At 75.2% G+C, this 18,855-nt stretch carries 18 protein-coding genes and 1 pseudogene; 7 read left to right on the forward strand and 12 right to left on the reverse strand.

Going from position 1 to position 18,855, the window contains the following annotated elements:
- The first annotated feature begins 170 nt into the window (after nucleotides 1–170).
- The 3 genes from ABZ386_RS12930 (at nucleotide 171) to ABZ386_RS12940 (ending at nucleotide 2,980) form a co-directional block, all read left to right on the forward strand.
- Entirely contained in the window at nucleotides 171–1,586 is a 1,416-nt protein-coding gene (locus tag ABZ386_RS12930) for a family 43 glycosylhydrolase (RefSeq protein ID WP_351335252.1), read from the forward strand.
- A gap of 79 nt (nucleotides 1,587–1,665) precedes the next feature.
- On the forward strand, nucleotides 1,666–2,574 hold the full coding sequence (locus ABZ386_RS12935) for a polysaccharide pyruvyl transferase family protein (RefSeq protein ID WP_351335167.1): 909 nt from the start codon (nucleotides 1,666–1,668) through the stop codon (nucleotides 2,572–2,574).
- An 85-nt stretch (nucleotides 2,575–2,659) separates the two neighbouring features.
- Entirely contained in the window at nucleotides 2,660–2,980 is a 321-nt protein-coding gene (locus tag ABZ386_RS12940) for a DUF3040 domain-containing protein (protein ID WP_114256110.1), read from the forward strand.
- A 22-nt stretch (nucleotides 2,981–3,002) separates the two neighbouring features.
- Here the strand turns inward: ABZ386_RS12940 and ABZ386_RS12945 are convergent.
- The 11 genes and pseudogenes from ABZ386_RS12945 to ABZ386_RS12995 all read right to left on the reverse strand — a co-directional run.
- Nucleotides 3,003–3,605: pseudogene (locus tag ABZ386_RS12945) on the reverse strand (glycosyltransferase family 2 protein); the annotation flags it as partial.
- A gap of 66 nt (nucleotides 3,606–3,671) precedes the next feature.
- Nucleotides 3,672–4,649 carry a glycosyltransferase family 9 protein gene (locus ABZ386_RS12950; RefSeq protein ID WP_355725678.1) on the reverse strand — a complete coding sequence of 326 codons (978 nt, stop codon included), beginning with the start codon at nucleotides 4,647–4,649 and terminating at the stop codon, nucleotides 3,672–3,674.
- A 59-nt stretch (nucleotides 4,650–4,708) separates the two neighbouring features.
- Nucleotides 4,709–6,073 (reverse strand): D-glycero-beta-D-manno-heptose 1-phosphate adenylyltransferase, encoded by a 1,365-nt coding sequence (gene rfaE2, locus ABZ386_RS12955; protein WP_358964735.1) that lies wholly within the window; start codon nucleotides 6,071–6,073, stop codon nucleotides 4,709–4,711.
- 1 nt (nucleotide 6,074) lies between these two features.
- Nucleotides 6,075–6,677 carry an SIS domain-containing protein gene (locus tag ABZ386_RS12960; protein WP_358964736.1) on the reverse strand — a complete coding sequence of 201 codons (603 nt, stop codon included), beginning with the start codon at nucleotides 6,675–6,677 and terminating at the stop codon, nucleotides 6,075–6,077.
- A complete protein-coding gene (locus ABZ386_RS12965) occupies nucleotides 6,677–7,894 on the reverse strand; it encodes a glycosyltransferase (RefSeq protein ID WP_351335155.1) in 1,218 nt (405 codons plus the stop codon). Before ABZ386_RS12965 ends, ABZ386_RS12960 begins: the two co-directional genes overlap by 1 nt.
- Nucleotides 7,891–8,841, reverse strand: coding sequence for a glycosyltransferase (locus ABZ386_RS12970; RefSeq protein WP_358964737.1), 951 nt, complete (start codon nucleotides 8,839–8,841; stop codon nucleotides 7,891–7,893). Before ABZ386_RS12970 ends, ABZ386_RS12965 begins: the two co-directional genes overlap by 4 nt.
- Nucleotides 8,838–9,827: a glycosyltransferase family 9 protein gene (locus ABZ386_RS12975; RefSeq protein WP_356499740.1), complete on the reverse strand. Its 990-nt coding sequence runs from the start codon at nucleotides 9,825–9,827 to the stop codon at nucleotides 8,838–8,840. The genes ABZ386_RS12970 and ABZ386_RS12975 overlap by 4 nt, the downstream gene beginning before the upstream one ends.
- Complete coding sequence (locus ABZ386_RS12980) at nucleotides 9,824–10,429, reverse strand: HAD-IIIA family hydrolase (protein ID WP_351335147.1); 606 nt, start codon at nucleotides 10,427–10,429, stop codon at nucleotides 9,824–9,826. The genes ABZ386_RS12975 and ABZ386_RS12980 overlap by 4 nt, the downstream gene beginning before the upstream one ends.
- Complete coding sequence (locus ABZ386_RS12985; protein ID WP_358964738.1) at nucleotides 10,426–11,424, reverse strand: glycosyltransferase; 999 nt, start codon at nucleotides 11,422–11,424, stop codon at nucleotides 10,426–10,428. Before ABZ386_RS12985 ends, ABZ386_RS12980 begins: the two co-directional genes overlap by 4 nt.
- The gene (locus tag ABZ386_RS12990; protein ID WP_358964739.1) at nucleotides 11,421–13,079 is read right to left on the reverse strand and encodes a carbamoyltransferase C-terminal domain-containing protein; all 1,659 of its coding nucleotides are present in this window, start codon (nucleotides 13,077–13,079) and stop codon (nucleotides 11,421–11,423) included. The genes ABZ386_RS12985 and ABZ386_RS12990 overlap by 4 nt, the downstream gene beginning before the upstream one ends.
- A gap of 148 nt (nucleotides 13,080–13,227) precedes the next feature.
- A complete protein-coding gene (locus ABZ386_RS12995; protein WP_358964740.1) occupies nucleotides 13,228–14,190 on the reverse strand; it encodes an NAD-dependent epimerase/dehydratase family protein in 963 nt (320 codons plus the stop codon).
- 151 nt (nucleotides 14,191–14,341) lie between these two features.
- Here ABZ386_RS12995 and ABZ386_RS13000 point away from each other — a divergent pair, with 151 nt between their 5' ends.
- The 4 genes from ABZ386_RS13000 (at nucleotide 14,342) to ABZ386_RS13015 (ending at nucleotide 17,673) form a co-directional block, all read left to right on the forward strand.
- Nucleotides 14,342–15,229: a virginiamycin B lyase gene (locus ABZ386_RS13000; protein ID WP_358964741.1), complete on the forward strand. Its 888-nt coding sequence runs from the start codon at nucleotides 14,342–14,344 to the stop codon at nucleotides 15,227–15,229.
- 37 nt (nucleotides 15,230–15,266) lie between these two features.
- Entirely contained in the window at nucleotides 15,267–15,707 is a 441-nt protein-coding gene (locus ABZ386_RS13005; RefSeq protein ID WP_351335134.1) for an SRPBCC family protein, read from the forward strand.
- 69 nt (nucleotides 15,708–15,776) lie between these two features.
- On the forward strand, nucleotides 15,777–16,583 hold the full coding sequence (locus ABZ386_RS13010; protein WP_358964742.1) for a helix-turn-helix domain-containing protein: 807 nt from the start codon (nucleotides 15,777–15,779) through the stop codon (nucleotides 16,581–16,583).
- Nucleotides 16,584–16,641: 58 nt separating this feature from the next.
- The gene (locus tag ABZ386_RS13015) at nucleotides 16,642–17,673 is read left to right on the forward strand and encodes a methyltransferase (protein WP_358964898.1); all 1,032 of its coding nucleotides are present in this window, start codon (nucleotides 16,642–16,644) and stop codon (nucleotides 17,671–17,673) included.
- A gap of 7 nt (nucleotides 17,674–17,680) precedes the next feature.
- On the opposite strand, the gene ABZ386_RS13020 is transcribed toward ABZ386_RS13015, so the two are convergent.
- Nucleotides 17,681–18,832, reverse strand: coding sequence for an XdhC/CoxI family protein (locus tag ABZ386_RS13020; protein ID WP_356499748.1), 1,152 nt, complete (start codon nucleotides 18,830–18,832; stop codon nucleotides 17,681–17,683).
- Nucleotides 18,833–18,855: the final 23 nt, after the last annotated feature.

Here is an 18,855-nt window from a genome sequence, read left to right on the forward strand (position 1 = left end):
GCGCCCTGCCTGTCCAAACCGTTGACGAGGGTAAGAGCCCCACTTATCTTCTGACCGAATTCATGGCCGAATTCACGAACTACGTTCGATATCACGGACAGAGGCGGCTCGCCCCACCTCCTGATCCCCTCCGGAGAGCTCCCTTGAGACGCACTGCCGTACGGCTCCTCATGGCCGTCCTGGTCGCCCTCGCGACCTGCCTCGCGGGCGCGCCCGCGCAGGCCGCCGTGCCCGACTCCCCCGCCGTCACGTACACCAACCCGATCGCGGAGAAGCGGGCCGACCCGCACATCTTCAAGCACACCGACGGCTACTACTACTTCACCGCGACCGTCCCCGAGTACGACCGCATCGTGCTGCGCCGGGCGACCACCATCCAGGGGCTGAGGACGGCCCCCGAGACCACCATCTGGACCAAGCACGCCAGCGGTGTGATGGGGGCCCACATCTGGGCGCCGGAGATCCACTTCATCGACGGCAAGTGGTACGTGTACTTCGCCGCCGGCGCCACGAACGACATCTGGGCGATCCGGATGTACGTCCTGGAGGGCACCGGCGCCAACCCCCTCACCGCCGCCTGGACGGAGAAGGGGCAGATCAAGACCCAGTGGGAGAGCTTCTCCCTGGACGCCACCACCTTCGTGGTCAACGGGGTGCGCTACCTGGCCTGGGCGCAGCGCGACCCGTCCGTGAACAACAACACCGACATCTACCTGGCGAGGATGGCCAACCCCTGGACGATCACCGGCACCCCGGTGATGCTGTCGCGGCCCACCTACTCCTGGGAGACCGTCGGCTACAAGGTCAACGAGGGCCCGGCCGTCATCCAGCGCGGCGGCAAGGTGTTCATGACCTACTCCGCGAGCGCCACCGACAGCAACTACTGCCTGGGCATGCTCACCGCCTCCGCGAGCGCGAACCTGCTCAGCCAGGCCTCCTGGAGCAAGAGCGCCACCCCGGTCTTCGCCAGCAGCGCCGCGACCAGCCAGTACGGCCCGGGCCACAACTCCTTCACCGTCTCCGAGGACGGCAGGAGCGACATCCTCGTCTACCACGACCGCAGCTACAAGGACATCAGCGGCGACCCGCTCAACGACCCCAACCGCCGCACCCGCGTGCAGAAGGTGTACTGGAACGCCGACGGCACCCCGAACTTCGGCATCCCGGTCGCCGACGGGGTCACCCCGCAGCGCTTCTCCTCGTACAACTTCCCGGACCGGTACATCCGCCACTGGGACTACCGGGCCCGGATCGAGGCGAACGTCACCAAGCTCGCCGACTCGCAGTTCCGCGTCGTGCCCGGTCTCGCCGGCAGCGGCACCGTCTCGCTGGAGTCGGCCAACTTCCCCGGCTCCTACCTGCGGCACAAGAACTTCGAGGTGTGGCTGGAGCGCGATGACGGCAGCGCCCAGTTCGCGGCCGACGCCACCTTCCACCGGCGCGCCGGGCTGGCCGACTCCGCGGGGGTGTCGTACGAGTCGTACAACTACCCCGGGCGATACGTCCGCCACTGGGAGTACCTGCTGAGCGTGCAGGCGGTGAGCACGGCCACCGACCGGGCGGACGCCACCTTCTACGCCCAGTGACCGAAGAGTAAATGCACGTAATGCCCTGATTGTCTCGCCGGTGGGCGGGCACTCAGGGCATGTGCAGACACGAGAGGGCATGCGACCGCGCAAGGTGCTGCTGACCGGGTGGTTCAGCTTCCGGGACGGGGAGGCGACCGCCGGGGACGTGCTGGCCCTGCGCCGGGTGGAGGACGTACTGCGGGGGACGGGCATCCCCTACGACATCGCCTGGAGTCCCGGCTTCCGTCCGGAGGCGCTGCATCTGGACCGGCTGTGGCCGAAGGACTACTCCCACCTGGTGTTCGTGTGCGGCCCGCTGCACGGGCCGCAGGTCGAGGAGCTGCACCGGCGGTTCGCGCACTGCGTGCGGATCGCCGTCGGCACCTCGGTGATCGACCCCGCCAGCGCGGCCGTGACCGGCTTCCACCGGGTGCTGCCCCGGGACGCGCCGGACAGCGAGCCGGTGGAGGACCTGGCGGCCCGCGCCCCCGAGGTGCCGGCCCGGCCGGTCGTCGGGGTGATCCTCACGCACGGGCAGGAGGAGTACGGCACGCTGCGGCGGCACGGGCAGGTCGCCGAGGAGGTGACGCGCTGGCTGGCCGGGAAGGACTGCGCCCGGCTGGAGCTGGAGACGCGGCTGGACACCCACGACTGGCATCTGAGCGCCACGCCCGCGCAGTTGCAGTCGGTGCTGGCCCGGCTGGACCTCGTCGTCACCGACCGGCTGCACGGGCTGGTGATCGCGCTGCGGGTCGGCACCCCGGTGCTGGCCGTCGACCCCGTCGAGGGCGGCGCGAAGATGACCGCGCAGGCCCGCGCCTGCGGCTGGCCCGCGCTGGTGCCCGCCGAGCGGCTGGACGTGCGGCAGTTGGACCGCTGGTGGGACTGGTGCCTGACCGGCGGCCGGGTGACCGCCCGGCAGATCCGCGACGGGTTCCGCGAGGGCACCGTCCCGGACAGCGCGGACCGGCTCGTGGAGGCGCTGGCGCGGCCCGTCCCCGGTTAGCTCCCGGGCCCCACGGGGCACCCGCTCTTACGTCCCCCCCTCCCCCGGAAGAGTGAGACGCTCCGGCCGCCCGGAAGGAGAGAGCGTGTCCATCGGCCGACTCCCCGAGAACGAGCAGCGCATCCTCGACGAGATGGAACGCGCCCTGCGCCGCGACCGCCGCCTCGACCGCCGGCTGCGCACGCTGCGGCTGAGCCGCCTTCCCGACCCGGCCCGTGTCCTGGCCCGGTTGGGCTCCTACCGTCCCCGGGGCTGGACCGTGGCGGTGCTGCTCGCGGTCTCGGTCGCCCTGATGGTGGCCGGGATCGTCACCTCCGAGCCGGGGGTGATCTGGGCGTTCGCCGCCGTCTGGCCGCTGACGCTGTTCGCGGTGTTCCGGCTGATGTGCCGGTGGTGCGGGAGCTGAGCGCCGGCCGCCCCGGAGCGCGTCAGCCGGTGTAGCGGCGGGCCTTCGAGGCCCGCTGGGCCGGTTCGAGCAGGCGCAGCCGGGACTCCACCCGGCGCGGGAGGACCCGGCGTTCGCGCAGCACCCAGGGGAGGGCGACCGCCGCCTCGGCGAAGGCGCGCAGGGACGCGGTGTCGCGCGGGACCGTGCGGGCCAGGTTCACGGTCCGGCGCAGCGCGGGACCGGCCGGGCGGCGCAGCCAGGTGAACCACAGGGTGTTGCGGATGCCGTGGGTCCGGCGCAGGGTGGCGTCCCGGGCGACGGACGGATGGTGGTGCACCGCCAGGTGGTCTGCGTACGTCAGCCACCAGCCGTCGGCCGCGAGGTCCGCGGCGAGCAACTCCTCCTCGCCGCCGAGCCACAGCCGGGGATGGAAGCCGCCCGCGGCCCGGAAGGCGTCGGTGCGCAGCACGGTCGCCGCCGCCAGGAACGAGCCCAGGGCCGGTCCCGGCAGCCAATCCGGCCCGGGCACGGGCGAGTTGCGCAGCTCCTCGACGATCGGGTCGTCGCCGCCGTCGGGTTCGACGACGATCCGGGCCGTGACCGAGCCCAGCGCCGGATGCCGGTCCAGCAGGTCGGCGGCCCCGACGATGCCGACGGGGCTCGGGTCCGGGTTCGGGACGGTCATCGTGGTCATCGTGCGGGGTGCCCCTCACGGGTGTCGGATGCCGGGCAGTTCGTCGACGGCGTTCAGGACGTCGTCGGGGGTGATGCGCAGCAGCGCGGGGTCGGGGCGGCGGCCGTGCGGGTCGCCCTCCGGGCCGTACCACAGCGCGCGGTGGCGCGGGCCGGGCGGCGGGCCCCAGCGGCTGGGGGCGACCGGGCCGAAGAGGGTGACGGAGCACGTGGCGTGGGCGACCGCCAGGTGGGCGATGCCGGTGTCGCCGCTGATCACGACGTGGGCGTCGGCGACGAGCGCGGACAGCCGGCCGAAGGGGAGGCCGCCGCCGAACACGTCGGTGTCGGGCAGGCCGGCCTGCTTGGCGAGCCGGGCCACGAGATCCCCCTCGTCGGCGCCGCCGGTCACCACGACGCGCAGGCCCCGGGCGCGCAGCCCGGCCGCGACGTCCGCGTAGCGCTCGACGGGCCAGCAGCGGGCCGGGGACCCCGCGCCGGGGTGCAGTACGGCCGCGCCGGGTGCCGGGGAGGCGGTGTGCGGGCGGGGCAGGAGCAGGTCGCCGGGGTCGGCGTCGATGCCGTACGCCTGGAGCAGGCGGCACCAGCGGTCGCGTTCGTGTTCCTCCGCGTACCAGGGCGGGCCGTCGACCTCCGGCGTGTCCGGATGGGCGAAGGCGAGCAGCTTCAGCGGACGCAGGTCCATGAGCAGCCGGTGGCTGGGCGGGCCGTTGCCGTGCAGGTCGACGGCGATCTCCGGGGGCGACCCGGTCCAGTCGAGCGACCGCGGCACGGCCCGCCCCGGCGCGGCGGCGGGCAGCAGCCGGTCCACGGCCCCCGTCACCGCGGCGACGGGCTCCAGTTCGGCGGGCGCGGCCAGCACGATCTCATGCCCCGGGTAGGCCCGCCGCAGGGCGCGCAGGGCGGGGACACCGGCGAGCAGGTCACCGAGGCCCAGGGCACGCAGGACGAGGAGGCGGGGTGTCGTCGCGTCGGGTGCCGTGTCCGGTGTCATGGCAGCAGACTGCCGCGTGCCCTCGGTGTCCGCCCCCGCGAGCGGGCTCATCGGGTGGGTCACCGCGCTCCCTCCGCCGCCCTTTCCAGCAGGGCCGTCGAGGAGCGGCCGTCGAGGTAGGGCAGCAGGACCGCCTGGCCGCCCCACTCCTGGAGGAGGGCGGCTTCGCGGAGGTCGGCGGCCGCGTAGTCGCCGCCCTTGACCCACACGTCGGGACGCAGGTCGGCCAGGAGCCGTTCGGGGGTGTCCTCGTCGAAGACGGCGACCGCGTCCACGCAGGCCAGGGCGCGCAGGACCCGGAGCCGGTCGGTGAGCGGGTTGACCGGGCGGCCGCCGCCCTTGCGGCGCCGTACCGAGGCGTCGGAGTTGACGCAGACGACGAGGCAGTCGCCGAGCCGCCGGGCGGCCTGGAGCAGGCCGACGTGGCCGGCGTGCAGCAGGTCGAAGCAGCCGCCGGCGGCGACGACGGTGCCGTGCGCGGCGCGGACCCGGGCGGCCAGGGCGTTCGGGTCGTCCTCGTCGGGCGGGAGTACCGGCGGGGTGTCCGCGCTCGGCAGCGCCGCCGCGCCGCCCGCCGCGACGAAGCCGGTCGCGGCGGCCACGGCGCCCTCGACGGCCTCGGCGGTCAGGACACCGTCGGCGAGCAGCCCGGCCGCCGTGGCGGCGAACCGGTCGCCGGCCCCGCAGCTGTCACCCGGGTGCGCGGCGGGGGCGGGGAGGAGCAACGGGTGCTCGCCGTAGGAGAGGAGGGCGCCGCGTGCGCCGAGGGTCACCGCGACGGCGGCGGCCCGCCAGTGCCGTACGAGGGCGGCGGCGCTGTGGGCGGCGGCGTGCAGGTCCCGGCGCGGTGTGCCGTCCTGCGGGGCGAGACCGTGGGCCTCCTTCTCGGCCGGGGTGACCAGCCGGGTGCCCGGCACGGGCGGGCCGCCGCGCGGGTGCGGGTCCCAGACCAGGGGCGGGCGGGCGGCGAGGTCGTCGCGCAGGGCGTCGGCGGCGCCGCGGCCGTAGTCGGAGACGAGAACGGCGGGCGCGGCGCGGACGGCCGCGCGGGCGGCGTCCGTGGCCTCGCGGGTGCGGCCGGCTCCCCGGTCCAGGCGGACCACCGGGCGGTCGTGTGCCAGGACCCGCGTCTTCTCGGACAGAGGGCCGGTCAGGGGCAGCGGGATCAGGGTGAGCCAGGGTTCCAGGAGGCGGCGCAGTTCGCGGCTCGCGGGGTCGTCGCCCACGCCCGCCACCAGCGTGACGTCCCGGCCGTCGCGGGCCGCGAGGTACGCGGCGAGGGCGGCGCCGCCGGGCCGGGTCCGCTCCCCGCAGTCGTCGACGACCGGCACGGGCGCGTCGGGCGCGAGCCGTTCGGCGCGGCCGGTCAGGTCCCGGTCCAGCAGGGCGTCACCGACGACGACCAGGGGTGCCTTGCCGCTCATGTCACCTCCCGCCGTCGCCGTCGCGCCGGCCACCGCGTGCCACCGCCGCGTCGAACGCCGCGCACACCATGTGCACCGCGACCAGGTGCAGTTCCTGCACGGTCGCCGCCGTCGGCGCCTCGACGCACAGGTACTCGTCGCTGCCCGCCATCAGCGGGTTGGGGGCGCAGCCGGTGAGGGCCCACACGCGCATCCCGGCAGCCCGGGCGGCGTCCGCCGCGGACAGCAGGTTGGCGCTGGCGCCGGAGGTGGACAGCAGCATCAGGACGTCGCCCGGGCGGCCGTGGGCGCGGACCTGGCGGGCGAACACCTCGTCCACGCCGTAGTCGTTGGCGATCGCGGTGGTGCTGGAGGTGTCGGCGTGCAGGGCCAGCGCGGAGAACGGCGGCCGGTCGTCGCGGTAGCGGCCGACGAGTTCGGCGGTCAGGTGCTGGGCCTGGGCGGCGCTGCCGCCGTTGCCCGCGGCGAGCAGCCGGCCGCCGCCGGTGAGGACGTCCGCCAGGCGCTCGCCCCACCGCTCGGTGATGTGCGCCGAGTCGCGGAACGCGGTCAGGGCGTCCGGGAGTTCGTCGCAGTGCCCGGTGACGGGCGGGTGCACGGTCATCACGCCACCTCCTTCTGCTGTGCGTGTCCGGCGAGGACCTGGCGGTGGACCCGCTCGACTCCGTCGGCGACGCGCCGCCAGGTGTAGTGGGTGAGGACGCGTGCGCGGCCGGCGCTGCCGTAGCGGCGGCGCAGGGCGTCGTCGGTGAGGAGTTCGCGTACGGTGGCCGCGACCGCCTCGGGGTCCTGCGGCGGGACGAGCCGGCCCGTGATGCCGTCGGCGACGCTGTCGCGGTGGCCGCCGACGTCGGTGGCGACGACGGGCACGCCGCAGGCCATGGCCTCCAGCGGCACGATCCCGAACGGCTCGTAGACGGGGGTGCACAGCACCAGGTCCGCGCTGCCGATGAGGGCGGGCATGGCGGCCGGGTCGACCGCGCCGAGCAGCCGCACCCGGTCGGCGACGCCGGTGCGTTCGGCGAGCCGCCGCAGCCGCCGGGCCTCCGGGTCGTCGTCCAGCAGGCCGGCCGCGGGGCCGCCCGCGATGAGGAGTTCGGCGTCGGGGACGCGGGCGAGGGCCCGTACGGCCTGGTCGTAGCCCTTGCGCGGGACGAGCCGGCCGCAGGCGAGGAGCCGGTGGGGCCGCCGGCGGGCCGGGACGCCGCCGGGCGGGACCCCGGGCCGGAACTGCTCCGCGTCCACCCCGCAGGGCACCACCGACACCCGCGAGCGCGGCACGCCCATCTCGGCCAGTTCGTGCACCTCGTCGCCGCAGGTGGCCAGGACGCGGGCGCAGCCGCGGCCGATCTGCCGCTCGATGCCGACCCGTTCGGGCGGGCTGGTGTCGCGCCGGCCCTGGTGGCGGCGCTTGACGGTGCCCAGGGCGTGGAAGGTCTGCACGACGGGCACGCCGTGCGGGTGGGCGCCGATCCGGGAGGCCATGCCGGACATCCAGAAGTGGGCGTGCACCACGTCCGGCCGCTCGCGGGCCCAGGCCCGGGCCAGCCAGGCGCCGAAGGCGGGCATGTGCGGGAACAGTTCGTCCTTGGGTACGGGGGCGGCCGGTCCGGCGGGCACGTGCTCGACGACGGCGCCGCCGGGCAGCGGTACGCGGTCGGGCAGGCCGGCCGCGTCGCGGCGGGTGTAGACTGTGACGTCGTGGCCGCGGCGGGCCAGTTCCTCGCTCAGGCGGGCCACGTACACGTTCTGGCCGCCGGCGTCGACGCCGCCGAGCGCGGCGAGCGGGCTCGCGTGCTCGGAGACCATGGCGATCCTCATCGGGCCACCTCCTTCAGCAGCCGCTCCCAGTCGTCCAGGAAGCGGGACAGCCCGTAGCGGGCGAGCGCCGCCGCCCGCGCTCCCTCGCCGACCATCCGCGCGTGCAGCGGGTCGACCATGAAGTCCCGTACGGCACCGGTCAGTTCCTCGATCCGGTTGGAGACCACTCCGGCGCCGGGCGGTACGGCTTCGGTGACCTCGGTGGTGGCGAGCGCGACCACGGGCATGCCCAGGTGCATCGCCTCCAGCAGGGACAGGCCGAGGGAGGTCCAGCGCACCGGGTGGACGTAGACGCGACGCCGGGCCATCGCCGTGTGCAGCCCGGCCTGGGTGAGTTCATGGCTGCGGCAGCGGTCGGCGGGGATGCCGAGCCGGTCCGCGAGGCCCTCGGTGCCCATGCCGAAGACGTCCAGCGGGGCGGCCTCGGCGAAGGCGGGCAGCAGGTCGGTTCCGGTGGTGCGGCCGCGCCGCAGGGGTTCGTTGACGGCGACGGCGGCGCGTTCCAGCTCCCCGGTCCACAGCGGGCCGGGGTCCACGATGCCGTGCTCGATGACGGTGCTGGGCGTCGAACCGGCGTCCCACATCAGCCGGTTGAAGTGCGTGACGTGGACGAGGGTGGCGCCGGGGATGTCCGCTGCGGGGTGGCGGGTGTCGGGTACCGAGCCGTGCGGGGCGTTGTGCTCCAGGTACACCAGCGGCGGGCGGCGGCCCAGCCACTCGTCGACGAGGGCGAGTTCGTGCGGGCGCTGCAGCACGACGGCGTCGATGTGCTCCTCGCGCAGCCGCTCGGGCGGCACTTCGACGACGGAGTCGGGCCAGTCCCAGGTGCGGGCGCGGCCGAGGCCGTCGGGGCCGCGGTCGGGGGTGACGGGGACGACGTAGGTGTGCGGGCCCTGCACGAAGGCCGTGGTCCACGATCCGTGCACGTGCCAGAGCAGGATCCTCATGCCTCCCCCCGCAGCTTCTCGACGGCGGTCACCACGTCGTGCGCGGTGACGGTGTCCAGGCAGGGGTGGCCGGGCACGGGGCACTGCCTGGCCCTGCTGTCCGCGCACGGCGCGTCCTGGTCGCCGAGCAGCACGTAGGGGACGCCGTACGGCCGCCAGCGTTCGGCGGGCACGACCGGCGCGAACAGGGACGCGACCGGGGTGCCGACGGCGGCGGCGAGGTGGGCGGGCCCGGTGTTGCCGGTGACGACGGCGTCGGCGCCCGCGAGGACGCCGGAGAGTTCGGCCGCGCCGGTGCGGCCGCCGAGGTCGAGGGCGTGCTCGCCCGCGACGTACGCGGTCAGGTCGCTCTCTCCCGCGTCGCCGGTCACCACCACGCGGTGCCCGGCGGCGGCCAGTTCGCGCACCGCCTCGGCGCAGCGCTCGGGGCTCCAGGCGCGGGCGGGGACGCTGGCGCCGGGGTGCAGGACGACGTACGGTCCCGGGCCGGTGAGTCCGGCGGTGGCGGGCGGCGGCAGCACCCGGAGCCGGGGGTCGTCGGCGGGCGGGAATCCGGCGGCCTCGGCGAGGTCGAGGGCGGCCTCGGCCTCGTGGGCGTGCGGGGCGCGGTGGTGGCGTACGTCGAGGAGGGAGCCGGGGTGGTCTTCGCTGTCGGCGGCGATGAAGCCGACGCCGGCCAGGCGCAGCAGCAGGGCGGCGGGCAGCGGCGACTGGTGGAAGGAGGTGAGGATCAGCGCGGTGTCGGCGTCGATGGTGTCGATGAGCTGCTCGACCTCGCCGCGGCCGACGGGCGGGGGTGCGAAGCCCACCCAGGGGGCGTCCCAGACGAGGATGTCGTCGACGCCGGGCAGCAGCCGGGCGGCGGGGGCGCCGCGCGGCCCGCACAGCAGGGTGACGGTGTCGGCGCGGGCGGCGACCGCGCGGATCGCGGGTCCGGCGAGCAGCACGTCGCCGAAGCTGTCGAGGCGGGTGACGAGGGCCTTCACCGGCACCTCCCCCGTCCCGGTCCGGGGCCGGTGGTGAAGGCCTCCTGAATGGGGCGTTCGTCGGCGAGGACGCGGCCCCGCGGCGGTCCGTCCAGCACCGCGCGGACGGCGGTGAGCAGGTCGGGGGCGACATGGTCGGCCGCCGCGGTCTCCTCGGGGCGGGTCTGCGCGGTGGGGACGAGGATGCCGTGGGCGCCGGCCCGGCGGGCGGCCTCCACGTCGGCGCCGATGTCGCCGATGACGACGAGGTCGGCGGGTGCGGTGCAGATCCGTCCGGCCGCCCACAGCACCATGCCGGGCTGGGGTTTGCGGCAGTGGCAGCCGTCGTCGGGGCCGTGCGGGCAGACGGCGAACACGTCGAAGGGGCCGAGGAGTTCGTCGACGCGGTGGTTGACGTGCCGCACGTCGGCGTCGGTGAGCAGGCCGCGTGCGACGCCGGACTGGTTGGTGACGACGCCGGTGCGGATGCCGCGTTCGCGCAGCAGGGCGAGGGCCTCGCGGGCGCCGTCGACGGGGCGTACGCGGTCGGGGTCGGCGTTGTAGGGGACGTCTTCGACGAGGGTGCCGTCGCGGTCGAACAGCACGGCCTTGACCGGGCTCATCGTGTCTCCTCCTGCCAGGCGTGGGCGTGGCGGTGGCGCCATTCGCCGGTCAGCCGGTGCCAGGTCGCGGCGGGTGGGATGAGCACGCTGGTCGCCAGCATGGTCGTCACCTCGCGGCGGGTGCGGGGGCCGGGGGCGATGCGGGCCCGGGCGAACTCGGCGGTGCCGGCGGCCCAGCCGAGCGCGCAGGCCGTGGCGGCCCGGGCGTGGCCGGTGGCGGCGAGGGCGCACGCGGCGACGCCCGCGGTGGTGATCGCGGCGTGCTTGCGGATCCGGCCGCGCGGCGCGACCGCCTTGTCCCACCAGTCGGGTCCGTGGAGGTGCCGCATGAGGGCGTCGTCGGCGTTGCCGCGCTGCTGGCGCACGGACACCCAGCGGTCGGCGGGGCGTACGGGGTGGCGGGTGGTGCGGCGGCCCTGGCGGATGCGCCAGCCTGCGTCGAGGACGCGCAGCGCGAGGTCGGCGTCCTCGCGGAAGGCCCGTCGGAAGCGTTCGTCGAAGCCGCCGACCTGTTTGAGGGCGTCCGTGCGGTAGGCCATGTCGGCGGTGATCCAGTGGGCCCGGGCGAGTCCGGCGGTGCCGCGTTCGAAGTCGGTGGGGCGGCGTTCGCCGGGCAGGGGCACGGCGATGACGCCCTGGACGCCCGCGATGTCGGGGGTCGTCTCGGCGAGGTCCTCGGCCAGCTGGTCGCACCAGTGGGGCCCGACCTGGACGTCGTCGTCGAGGAACACGGTCCACGGCGCGGTCACGGCCCGCAGCCCGGTGTTGCGGGCGGCGGCGGGCCCACGACCGCCGCCGCCCAGCACGGTGGTGCGCTCCCGCAGATCGCCGAGGACGCTCAACGGGTGCTCCAGCTTCCCGGGTTCGGGGTCGAGCCGGTCGTCGACGAGGACGATCTCCTCGGGGCGCGGCCCGGTCGCGGCGGCGAGGGCCGCGAGGCAGTCGGCGAGGGTGTCCCGCACGAGGGTGGGGATCACCACGGCGTACGGGGTCATGCGGCGGTCCTCCCTGCGTCGAACGCGCGGCCGCGGCGGACCGCGTAGGGCCCGATGGCCAGCAGGTCGACGGGCGCGGAGCCGAAGCACTCCAGGGCGTCGCGCGGGTCGTCGACCATGGGCCGTCCGGCGGTGTTGAGGCTGGTGTTGACGACGACGGGCAGTCCGGTGCGCCGTTCGAAGGCGCGCAGCATCCGCGCCACGAGGGGTTCCCGTCGTTCCTCGACGGTCTGGATGCGGGCGGTGCCGTCGACGTGCACGACGGCCGGGACGCGCTCGCGCCACCGCTCGGCGACGTCGTGCACGAACAGCATGTACGGGCTGGGGATCGGGCCGCCGGAGAACAGGTCGGCGGCGCGGTCGGCCAGCACCATGGGGGCGACGGGCCGGAACTCCTCGCGTCCCTTGACGTGGTTGAGGCGTTCGAGGTTCTCGGCGCGGCCGGGGTGGGCGAGCAGGGAGCGGTGGCCGAGGGCGCGCGGGCCGTACTCGCTGCGGCCCTGGAACCAGGCGACGACGCCGTCCTCGGCCAGTACCTCGGCGACGGTCTCGGCGATGTCGTCGGGCTTCTCGTACGGGATCGCCGCGGTGTCCAGCCGGGCGCGCAGTTCGTCGTCGCTCCAGCCGCGGCCGAGGTCGGCGCCGGGCATGGGGTCGGGCCGCCCGTCCCGCGTGGCGGCGAGGTGCAGGGCTCCGCCGAGGGCGGTGCCGGCGTCACCGGCGGCGGGCTGCACCCAGACGTCCCGGTAGGGCCCCTTGGCGGCGATCTTGGAGTTGGCGACGCAGTTGAGGGCGACGCCCCCGGCCATCGCCAGTGCCTCGCCGCCGGCCTCGCGGTGCAGCCAGTCGACGAGTTCCAGCAGGACCTCCTCCAGGACGGCCTGGGTGCCGGCGGCGAGGTCGGCGTGGTCCTGCGTCCAGGGCTCGCCCGGGGCACGGGGCGGGGCGAAGGACGCCCAGTCGACGCCGTGGGCGCGGAAGCCGCCGTGGCCGGTGGGGTGGACGTACTGGCGCAGCCCGGGCAGGAAGCGCGGGGTGCCGTAGGAGGCGAGGGCCATCACCTTGTACTCGTCGCTGCTGCGCAGGAAGCCGAGGTGGGCGGTGAGCTCCTCGTAGACCAGGCCGAGGGAGTCGGGCAGCGCCTGGGTGGCGAGGGTGTCGAGCGTGCCGTCGTGGTAGCGGCCGGCCAGGTGGGAGGCGGCCTCGCCGCGGCCGTCGAGGACGAGCACGGCGCTGTCGGGGTGGGGTGAGGCGGGCCCGGCGGAGGCGGCGTGGGCGACGTGGTGGGGGACGAAGACGACCCGTTCGGGGTCGAGGCCGGGCAGGGCCTCGGCGAGGAACTCGGGGGCGCGGCGGGCGTACTCCAGCCGCAGCGGGTCCCAGGGGTCGTCCAGGCCCATGTCGCGGGCGGGCCGGGCGAGCGCCGGGTCGAAGGAGTAGGTGACGGCGTCCAGGTCCTGGGGCCTGAGGCCCGCGTGCTCCAGGCACCAGCGGGCGGACAGCTCGGGCAGCTCCCACGCGGAGAACGGCAGCGGGCGCTTGCCGTGCTTGCGACGGCTGAAGCGCTCCTCCTCGGCGGCCGCCACCGTACGGCCGTCGATGACGAGAGCGGCGGCCGGGTCGTGGAACAGGGCGTTGATACCGAGGATGCGCATGGGGGCTGTGCTCCGTCCCGACGGCTGTGAGGACTACGGTGCTGGCGAGTGCCGCGGTGCAGCTGTCTCAAACACTTGGAGCCAACTGTCACCACAAGGCCGGATTTTTCACTTTATGTCGGGCGGAGATGACCGCTCGGTGACCGGCTCAGGCGGCGATGGCCCGCGAGAACCAGCCAATGGTGCGTTCCAGGCCTTCGCTCCAGCCGATCCGGGGGTGCCAGCCGAGCCGTTCCCGGGCCAGCCGGGTGTCGGGGCGGCGCCGGGCGGGGTCGTCGACGGGGCGGTCCACGAACCGGATGCGCGAGGCGGAGCCGGTGAGCCCGACGATCCGGCGGGCCAGCTCCAGCACGGTGATCTCGTCGCCGCCGCCGATGTTCACGGGGCCGGTCTCGGTGGAGGCGGCCAGTGCGAGCACGCCCGCCACGGTGTCGTCGACGTAGCACAGGGAGCGGGTCTGCCCGCCGTCGCCGGCGACGGTCAGGGGCATGCCGTCGAGGGCCTGCGCGACGAAGGTGGGGACGGCGCGGCCGTCGCCGGTGCGCATGCGGGGTCCGTAGGTGTTGAAGATGCGGACGATGGCGGCGTCGGTGCCGTGCACGCCGCGGTGGGCGGTGACCAGGGCCTCCGCGAAGCGCTTGGACTCGTCGTAGACGCTGCGCGGGCCGACCGGGTTGACGTTGCCCCAGTAGCCCTCGTGCTGCGGGTGCTCCAGCGGGTCGCCGTAGACCTCGGAGGTGGAGGCGAGGACGAGGCGGGCGCCGTCGGCGCGGGCCCGGTCCAGCGCGAGGCGGGTGCCCGTGCTGCCGACGTCGAGGGTCTCCAGCGGCAGCCGCAGGTAGTCGGCCGGCGAGGCGGGGCAGGCGAAGTGCAGCACGAGGTCGTACCGGCCGGGCAGGGCGCGCCACAGGGCCGGGTCGGTGGCGTCGCCGGGCACGAAGCGGAAGCCGCGCCGCTGCTCCGGTTCGGCCACGTTGGCGCGGGAGCCGGTGGCCAGGTTGTCCAGGCACACGACCTCCGTACCGGCGTCGAGCAGCCGCGCGCACAGATGGGACCCCACGAATCCGGCGCCACCGGTCACCAGGGCCCGGCGCCAGGCGTGACCGCCCACGGGGCTCTCCCTCCACTCGCTGTCACTTGCCTGACGGCGCGAGTAGCCAGAGGGGGAGCGGAGACACCAGGAACAGCACGCACAGTGCCGAAAAGGAGTTGCGTCCGCCGTCGGGCGCGGGGAGGGTGCGAGGGCGTCGAAGGGAGAACGCGTGTCCGACATCCCCGCCGTCCAGGAGTTCGCCGTCGCGGACCGGGACGCCGGCCCCTACGGCATCACGACCGGGCCCGACGGGGCCCTGTGGCTGACCTTCGTGCACGGCGGACGGATCGGGCGCCTCACCGTGGACGGCGGGCTCACGGAGTACCCGCTGGACTCGCCGTCCTGCCGCCCCGCGGTCATCACGCCCGGCCCGGACGGCGCCCTGTGGTTCACCCGCCTCGGAGACCACCGCATCGGGCGCGTCACGGTCGGCGGCGAGGCGGAGTCGTTCCGGCCGCCGACACCCGACTGCGGGCCCTACGGCATCACCGCGGGCCCGGACGGCGCGCTGTGGTTCACGCAGATGAACCGGGACCGCATCGGGCGGATCACGACGGAGGGCGAGTTCACCGAGTTCGCCCTGCCGGTGACGGGCGCCTACCCCTCGGCGATCACCACCGGCCCCGACGGCGCCCTGTGGTTCACCCTCAACCAGGCCGGCGCCATCGGCCGCATCACCGTCGAGGGCTCCGTCGACCTGCACCCCCTGCCCACCCCGGACGCCGCACCGGTCGGCATCACCAGCGACGGCACGGACCTGTGGTTCGTGGAGATCGCGGCGGGCCGGCTGGGCCGCATCTCACCGGCCGGCCGCATCGAGGAGTTCCCCCTCCCCGACCCCGCGTCCCGCCCCCACGCCCTCACCACCACCGGTCCCGGAGACTGCTGGATCACCCTGTGGGCCACCGGCCGCGTCGCCCACCGCACCCCCTCCGGCACCCTCACCGAACACGCCCTGCCGACCCCCTCCTGCGAACCCCACGGCATCACGGTGGGCCCGGACGGCGCCCTGTGGGTGGCCCTGGAGACGGGGGCGGTGGCCCGGGTGGCTCCGTAGGCGTCCCGGCCGTCGACCGGTTCCTTACGATCGTGGCGTGGTGGACATCCTGCTCGAACGTACGGTCCCGCTGCCCCTCGACGAGGCGTGGCGGCGGGTCACGCAGTGGCGGCGGCACGGGGACGTGGTGCCGTTGACGAGGGTCAGGGTGGAGCCGCCCGCGCCGACCCGCAGGGGCACGCTCGTCGTGGCCCGGTCGGGTGTCGGGCCGCTGGCCTTCGACGATCCGATGGAGATCACGGTCTGGCAGCCGCCGCAGGACGGGGCCGCGGGACTGTGCCGGCTGGAGAAGCGGGGGCGTGTCGTACGGGGCTGGGCGGAGCTGGAGGTGCGCCCGGGGCCGGGAGGCCGGGCCCGTGTGGTGTGGCGGGAGGAGATCCGGGTGCGTCCGCTGCCGTCGCTCTTCGACGGCGTGCTGCGGCGCTCGGCCCGGTATGTGTTCGGGCGGGCACTGAACCGCCTGCTCAGACAGGCCTGACGGCCCGGCCGCCGTTGGCGCGGAACTTTCTTCCAAGACAGCACCGCCGAAGTCGGCGACCGTGGACGCATGCGCAGTGACGAAGCGGAGGCCCGGCTCGGCTGGGAAGTCGCCCTCCCCCAGAGCGGCACGTCGCTCCACGGCGTCCGGATGGCCGGGTTCCGGGACCGGGCCGCCGTCGGACTGGACATGCACGTGCTCCCGCAGCCGGCGGTGATCGTCGTGCTCGGGCTCGGAGAGGAGCCGCTCTCGGTCGAGGACGCCACCGGCCACCGCCCCTTGCGGAGCCTCGTCGCCGCGCTGTCCCCGGGACCGGCCCGGATCCGCGGCGAGGGCGTCGAGTGCGTCGAATTGCGCCTGTCGCCCCGGGCCGCCTACGCCCTGCTGGGCGTGAGCCCGCGCGAGCTGGACGGATCCGTCACCGACCTGGAGGACCTCTGGGACCGGGACGGGCGGCGGCTGTGCGAGCGGCTGGCCGACGCCCCGGCCTGGCAGGAACGCCTCACGCTGGTGGACGCGTTCCTCACCGGACGGGCCGCGCGGGCACCGGCGATGGCGCCCGAGGTCGCCGCCGCCTGGAACACCATCGTGGCCCGCCGCGGCCGGGTACGGGTCGCCGACCTCGCCGCCTCCTGCGGCTGGAGCCGCAAGCGGCTGTGGGCACGGTTCGGCGACCAGATCGGCCTCACCCCGAAGCGCGCCGCCATGCTGGTCCGCTTCGACCACGCCGCCCGTGCGCTCAGCGCGGGCGCCCACCCCGTCGACGTGGCCCTGGAGTGCGGCTACGTCGACCAGCCCCATCTCCACCGCGACATCCTGGCGTTCGCGGGATGCACGCCCACCGCCCTGGCCGGCCGCGCCACCACCGCCGGCTGACCGGACCACACACCACAGGAGAAGCCCCGTGGCGAACACCCCTGCCCTGGCACCGGACATGACCGACCGCGACCTGCTCGTGCGCCTCGTCTTCGGCGGCATGGCCGCGCAGACCGTACGTGCGGCCGTCCGGCTGAGGATCGTCGAACTGATCGGCGACACCCCCCGCCCGGCCGCCGACGTCGCCATCGACGCCGGTGCCGAACCCCAGCCCATGACCCGGCTGTTGCGCGCCCTGGCGGGCCTCGGCCTGCTGCGGGAACACAGCTTCGGCACCTTCGCGGTGGCCCCGGCGGGCGCCCTCCTCGACCCGGCCCGCCCCGGCTCCCTCACGTCGTTCGTGCGGATGTTCACCGAACCGGAGATCACCCGCGCCTGGGAGCACCTGGACGACAGCGTCCGCACCGGCGACGTGGCGTTCGACGCCGTCTTCGGCACGGACTTCTTCAGCCATCTCGCCCGGCGGCCGGAGCTGTCCGCCGAGTTCAACGCGGCGATGAGCCAGGCCACCGGGGAGGCCGCGGCCGTCCTGCCGGGCGCCTTCGACTTCGGCCGGTTCGCCGCGGTCACGGACGTCGGCGGCGGAGACGGCACCCTCCTGGCCGCCGTGCTCGCCGCGTTCCCGGATCTCCGGGGCGTCGTCCTCGACACGGCCGACGGCCTCGCCCAGGCACCGGAGACCCTGCGCCGGCACGGGCTGGCGGACCGCTGCTCCCTGGTCGCCGGGGACTTCTTCCACTCGGTACCGGAGGGCTCGGACCTCTATCTCATGAAGAGCATCCTGCACGACTGGCCGGACGACCGGGCCGTCGCGATCCTGCGCCACTGCCGCGCGGCCCTGCCCCCGGGCGGACGGGTCCTGATCCTGGAACCGGTGCTGCCCGAGGCCGTGGCCGGCGGCTCCGGGGGCGTCGACGCGGCGGCCATCTACCTCAGCGACCTCAACATGCTGGTGAACGTGGGCGGCCAGGAACGCACCCGCCGGGACTTCGAGGACCTGTGCCGGGCCGCCGGCCTGTCGCTGCTCTCGGTCACCCCGCTCCCGGAGGCCGAGCCGTTCTCACTGCTGGAGGCCGCCGCGGCCGGCTGACTGGGTGTCAGGCCACCGACCCGATCCGCCCGACCTGCCGGGACTCCGGGTCGTGGTGGATCGGCGTGTGGGCCCCGGTCAGCGGCACCCCGCTGCCGCCGCGCCGGGCCGCGACGATCTCCGCCGCGATCGACAGGGCCGTCTCCTCGGGCGTACGGGCCCCGAGGTCGAGGCCGATCGGCGAGTGCAGGCGGCTCAACTCCAGGTCGGTGACGCCGACGTCGCGCAGCCGGGCGTTGCGGTCCAGGTGGGTGCGCCGGGAGCCCATGGCGCCGACGTACGCCACCGGCAGGCGCAGTGCGAGCCGCAGCAGCGGGACGTCGAACTTGGCGTCGTGGGTCAGCACGCACAGCACCGTGCGCGCGTCGACGTCGGTGCGCTCCAGGTACCGGTGGGGCCATTCGACGACGATCTCGTCGGCCTCGGGGAAGCGGGTCCGGGTCGCGAAGACGGGCCGCGCGTCGCACACCGTGACGTGGTAGCCGAGGAACTTGCCGACGCGGACCAGGGCGGAGGCGAAGTCGATCGCGCCGAACACGATCATGCGGGGCGCGGGGACCGAGGACTCGACCAGGACCGTGAGCGGTGCTCCGCAGCGAGAGCCCTGCTCCCCGATCTCCAGGGTGCCGGTGCGCCCGGCGTCCAGGAAGGCGCCCGCCTCGGCCGCGACCGTGCGGTCCAGTTCCGGGTGGCCGCCGAAGCCGCCCTCCCAGGAGCCGTCGGGGCGGACCAGCAGGGCGCGGCCCGTGAGGTCGCGCGGGCCCGACACGATCCGCGCCACCGCCGCCGCCTCCCCTCGGGCGGCGGCGGTGAGCGCGGACGCGACCACCGGGCGGACCGGATCGGCGGCCCGTACCGGGGTGACCAGGATGTCGATGACGCCGCCGCAGGTCAGGCCCACGGCGAAGGCGTCGTCGTCGCTGTAGCCGAAGCGCTCCAGGACGGTCTCGCCGTCGCGCAGCGCCTGCTCGCACAGTTCGTAGACCGCGCCCTCCACGCAGCCGCCGGAGACCGAGCCGATCGCCGTGCCGTCGGCGTCCACCGCGAGCGCGGCGCCGGGCTGCCGGGGCGCGCTGCCGCCGACGGCCACCACGGTGGCCACGGCGAAGTCACGGCCCTGCCCGACCCACCGGTTCAGCTCCTCGGCGATGTCCAGCATCTGTCTCGGTCTCCTTAAGGCTG

This window comes from Streptomyces sp. NPDC006140 (genome assembly GCF_040628815.1).
GTDB lineage: Bacteria > Actinomycetota > Actinomycetes > Streptomycetales > Streptomycetaceae > Streptomyces.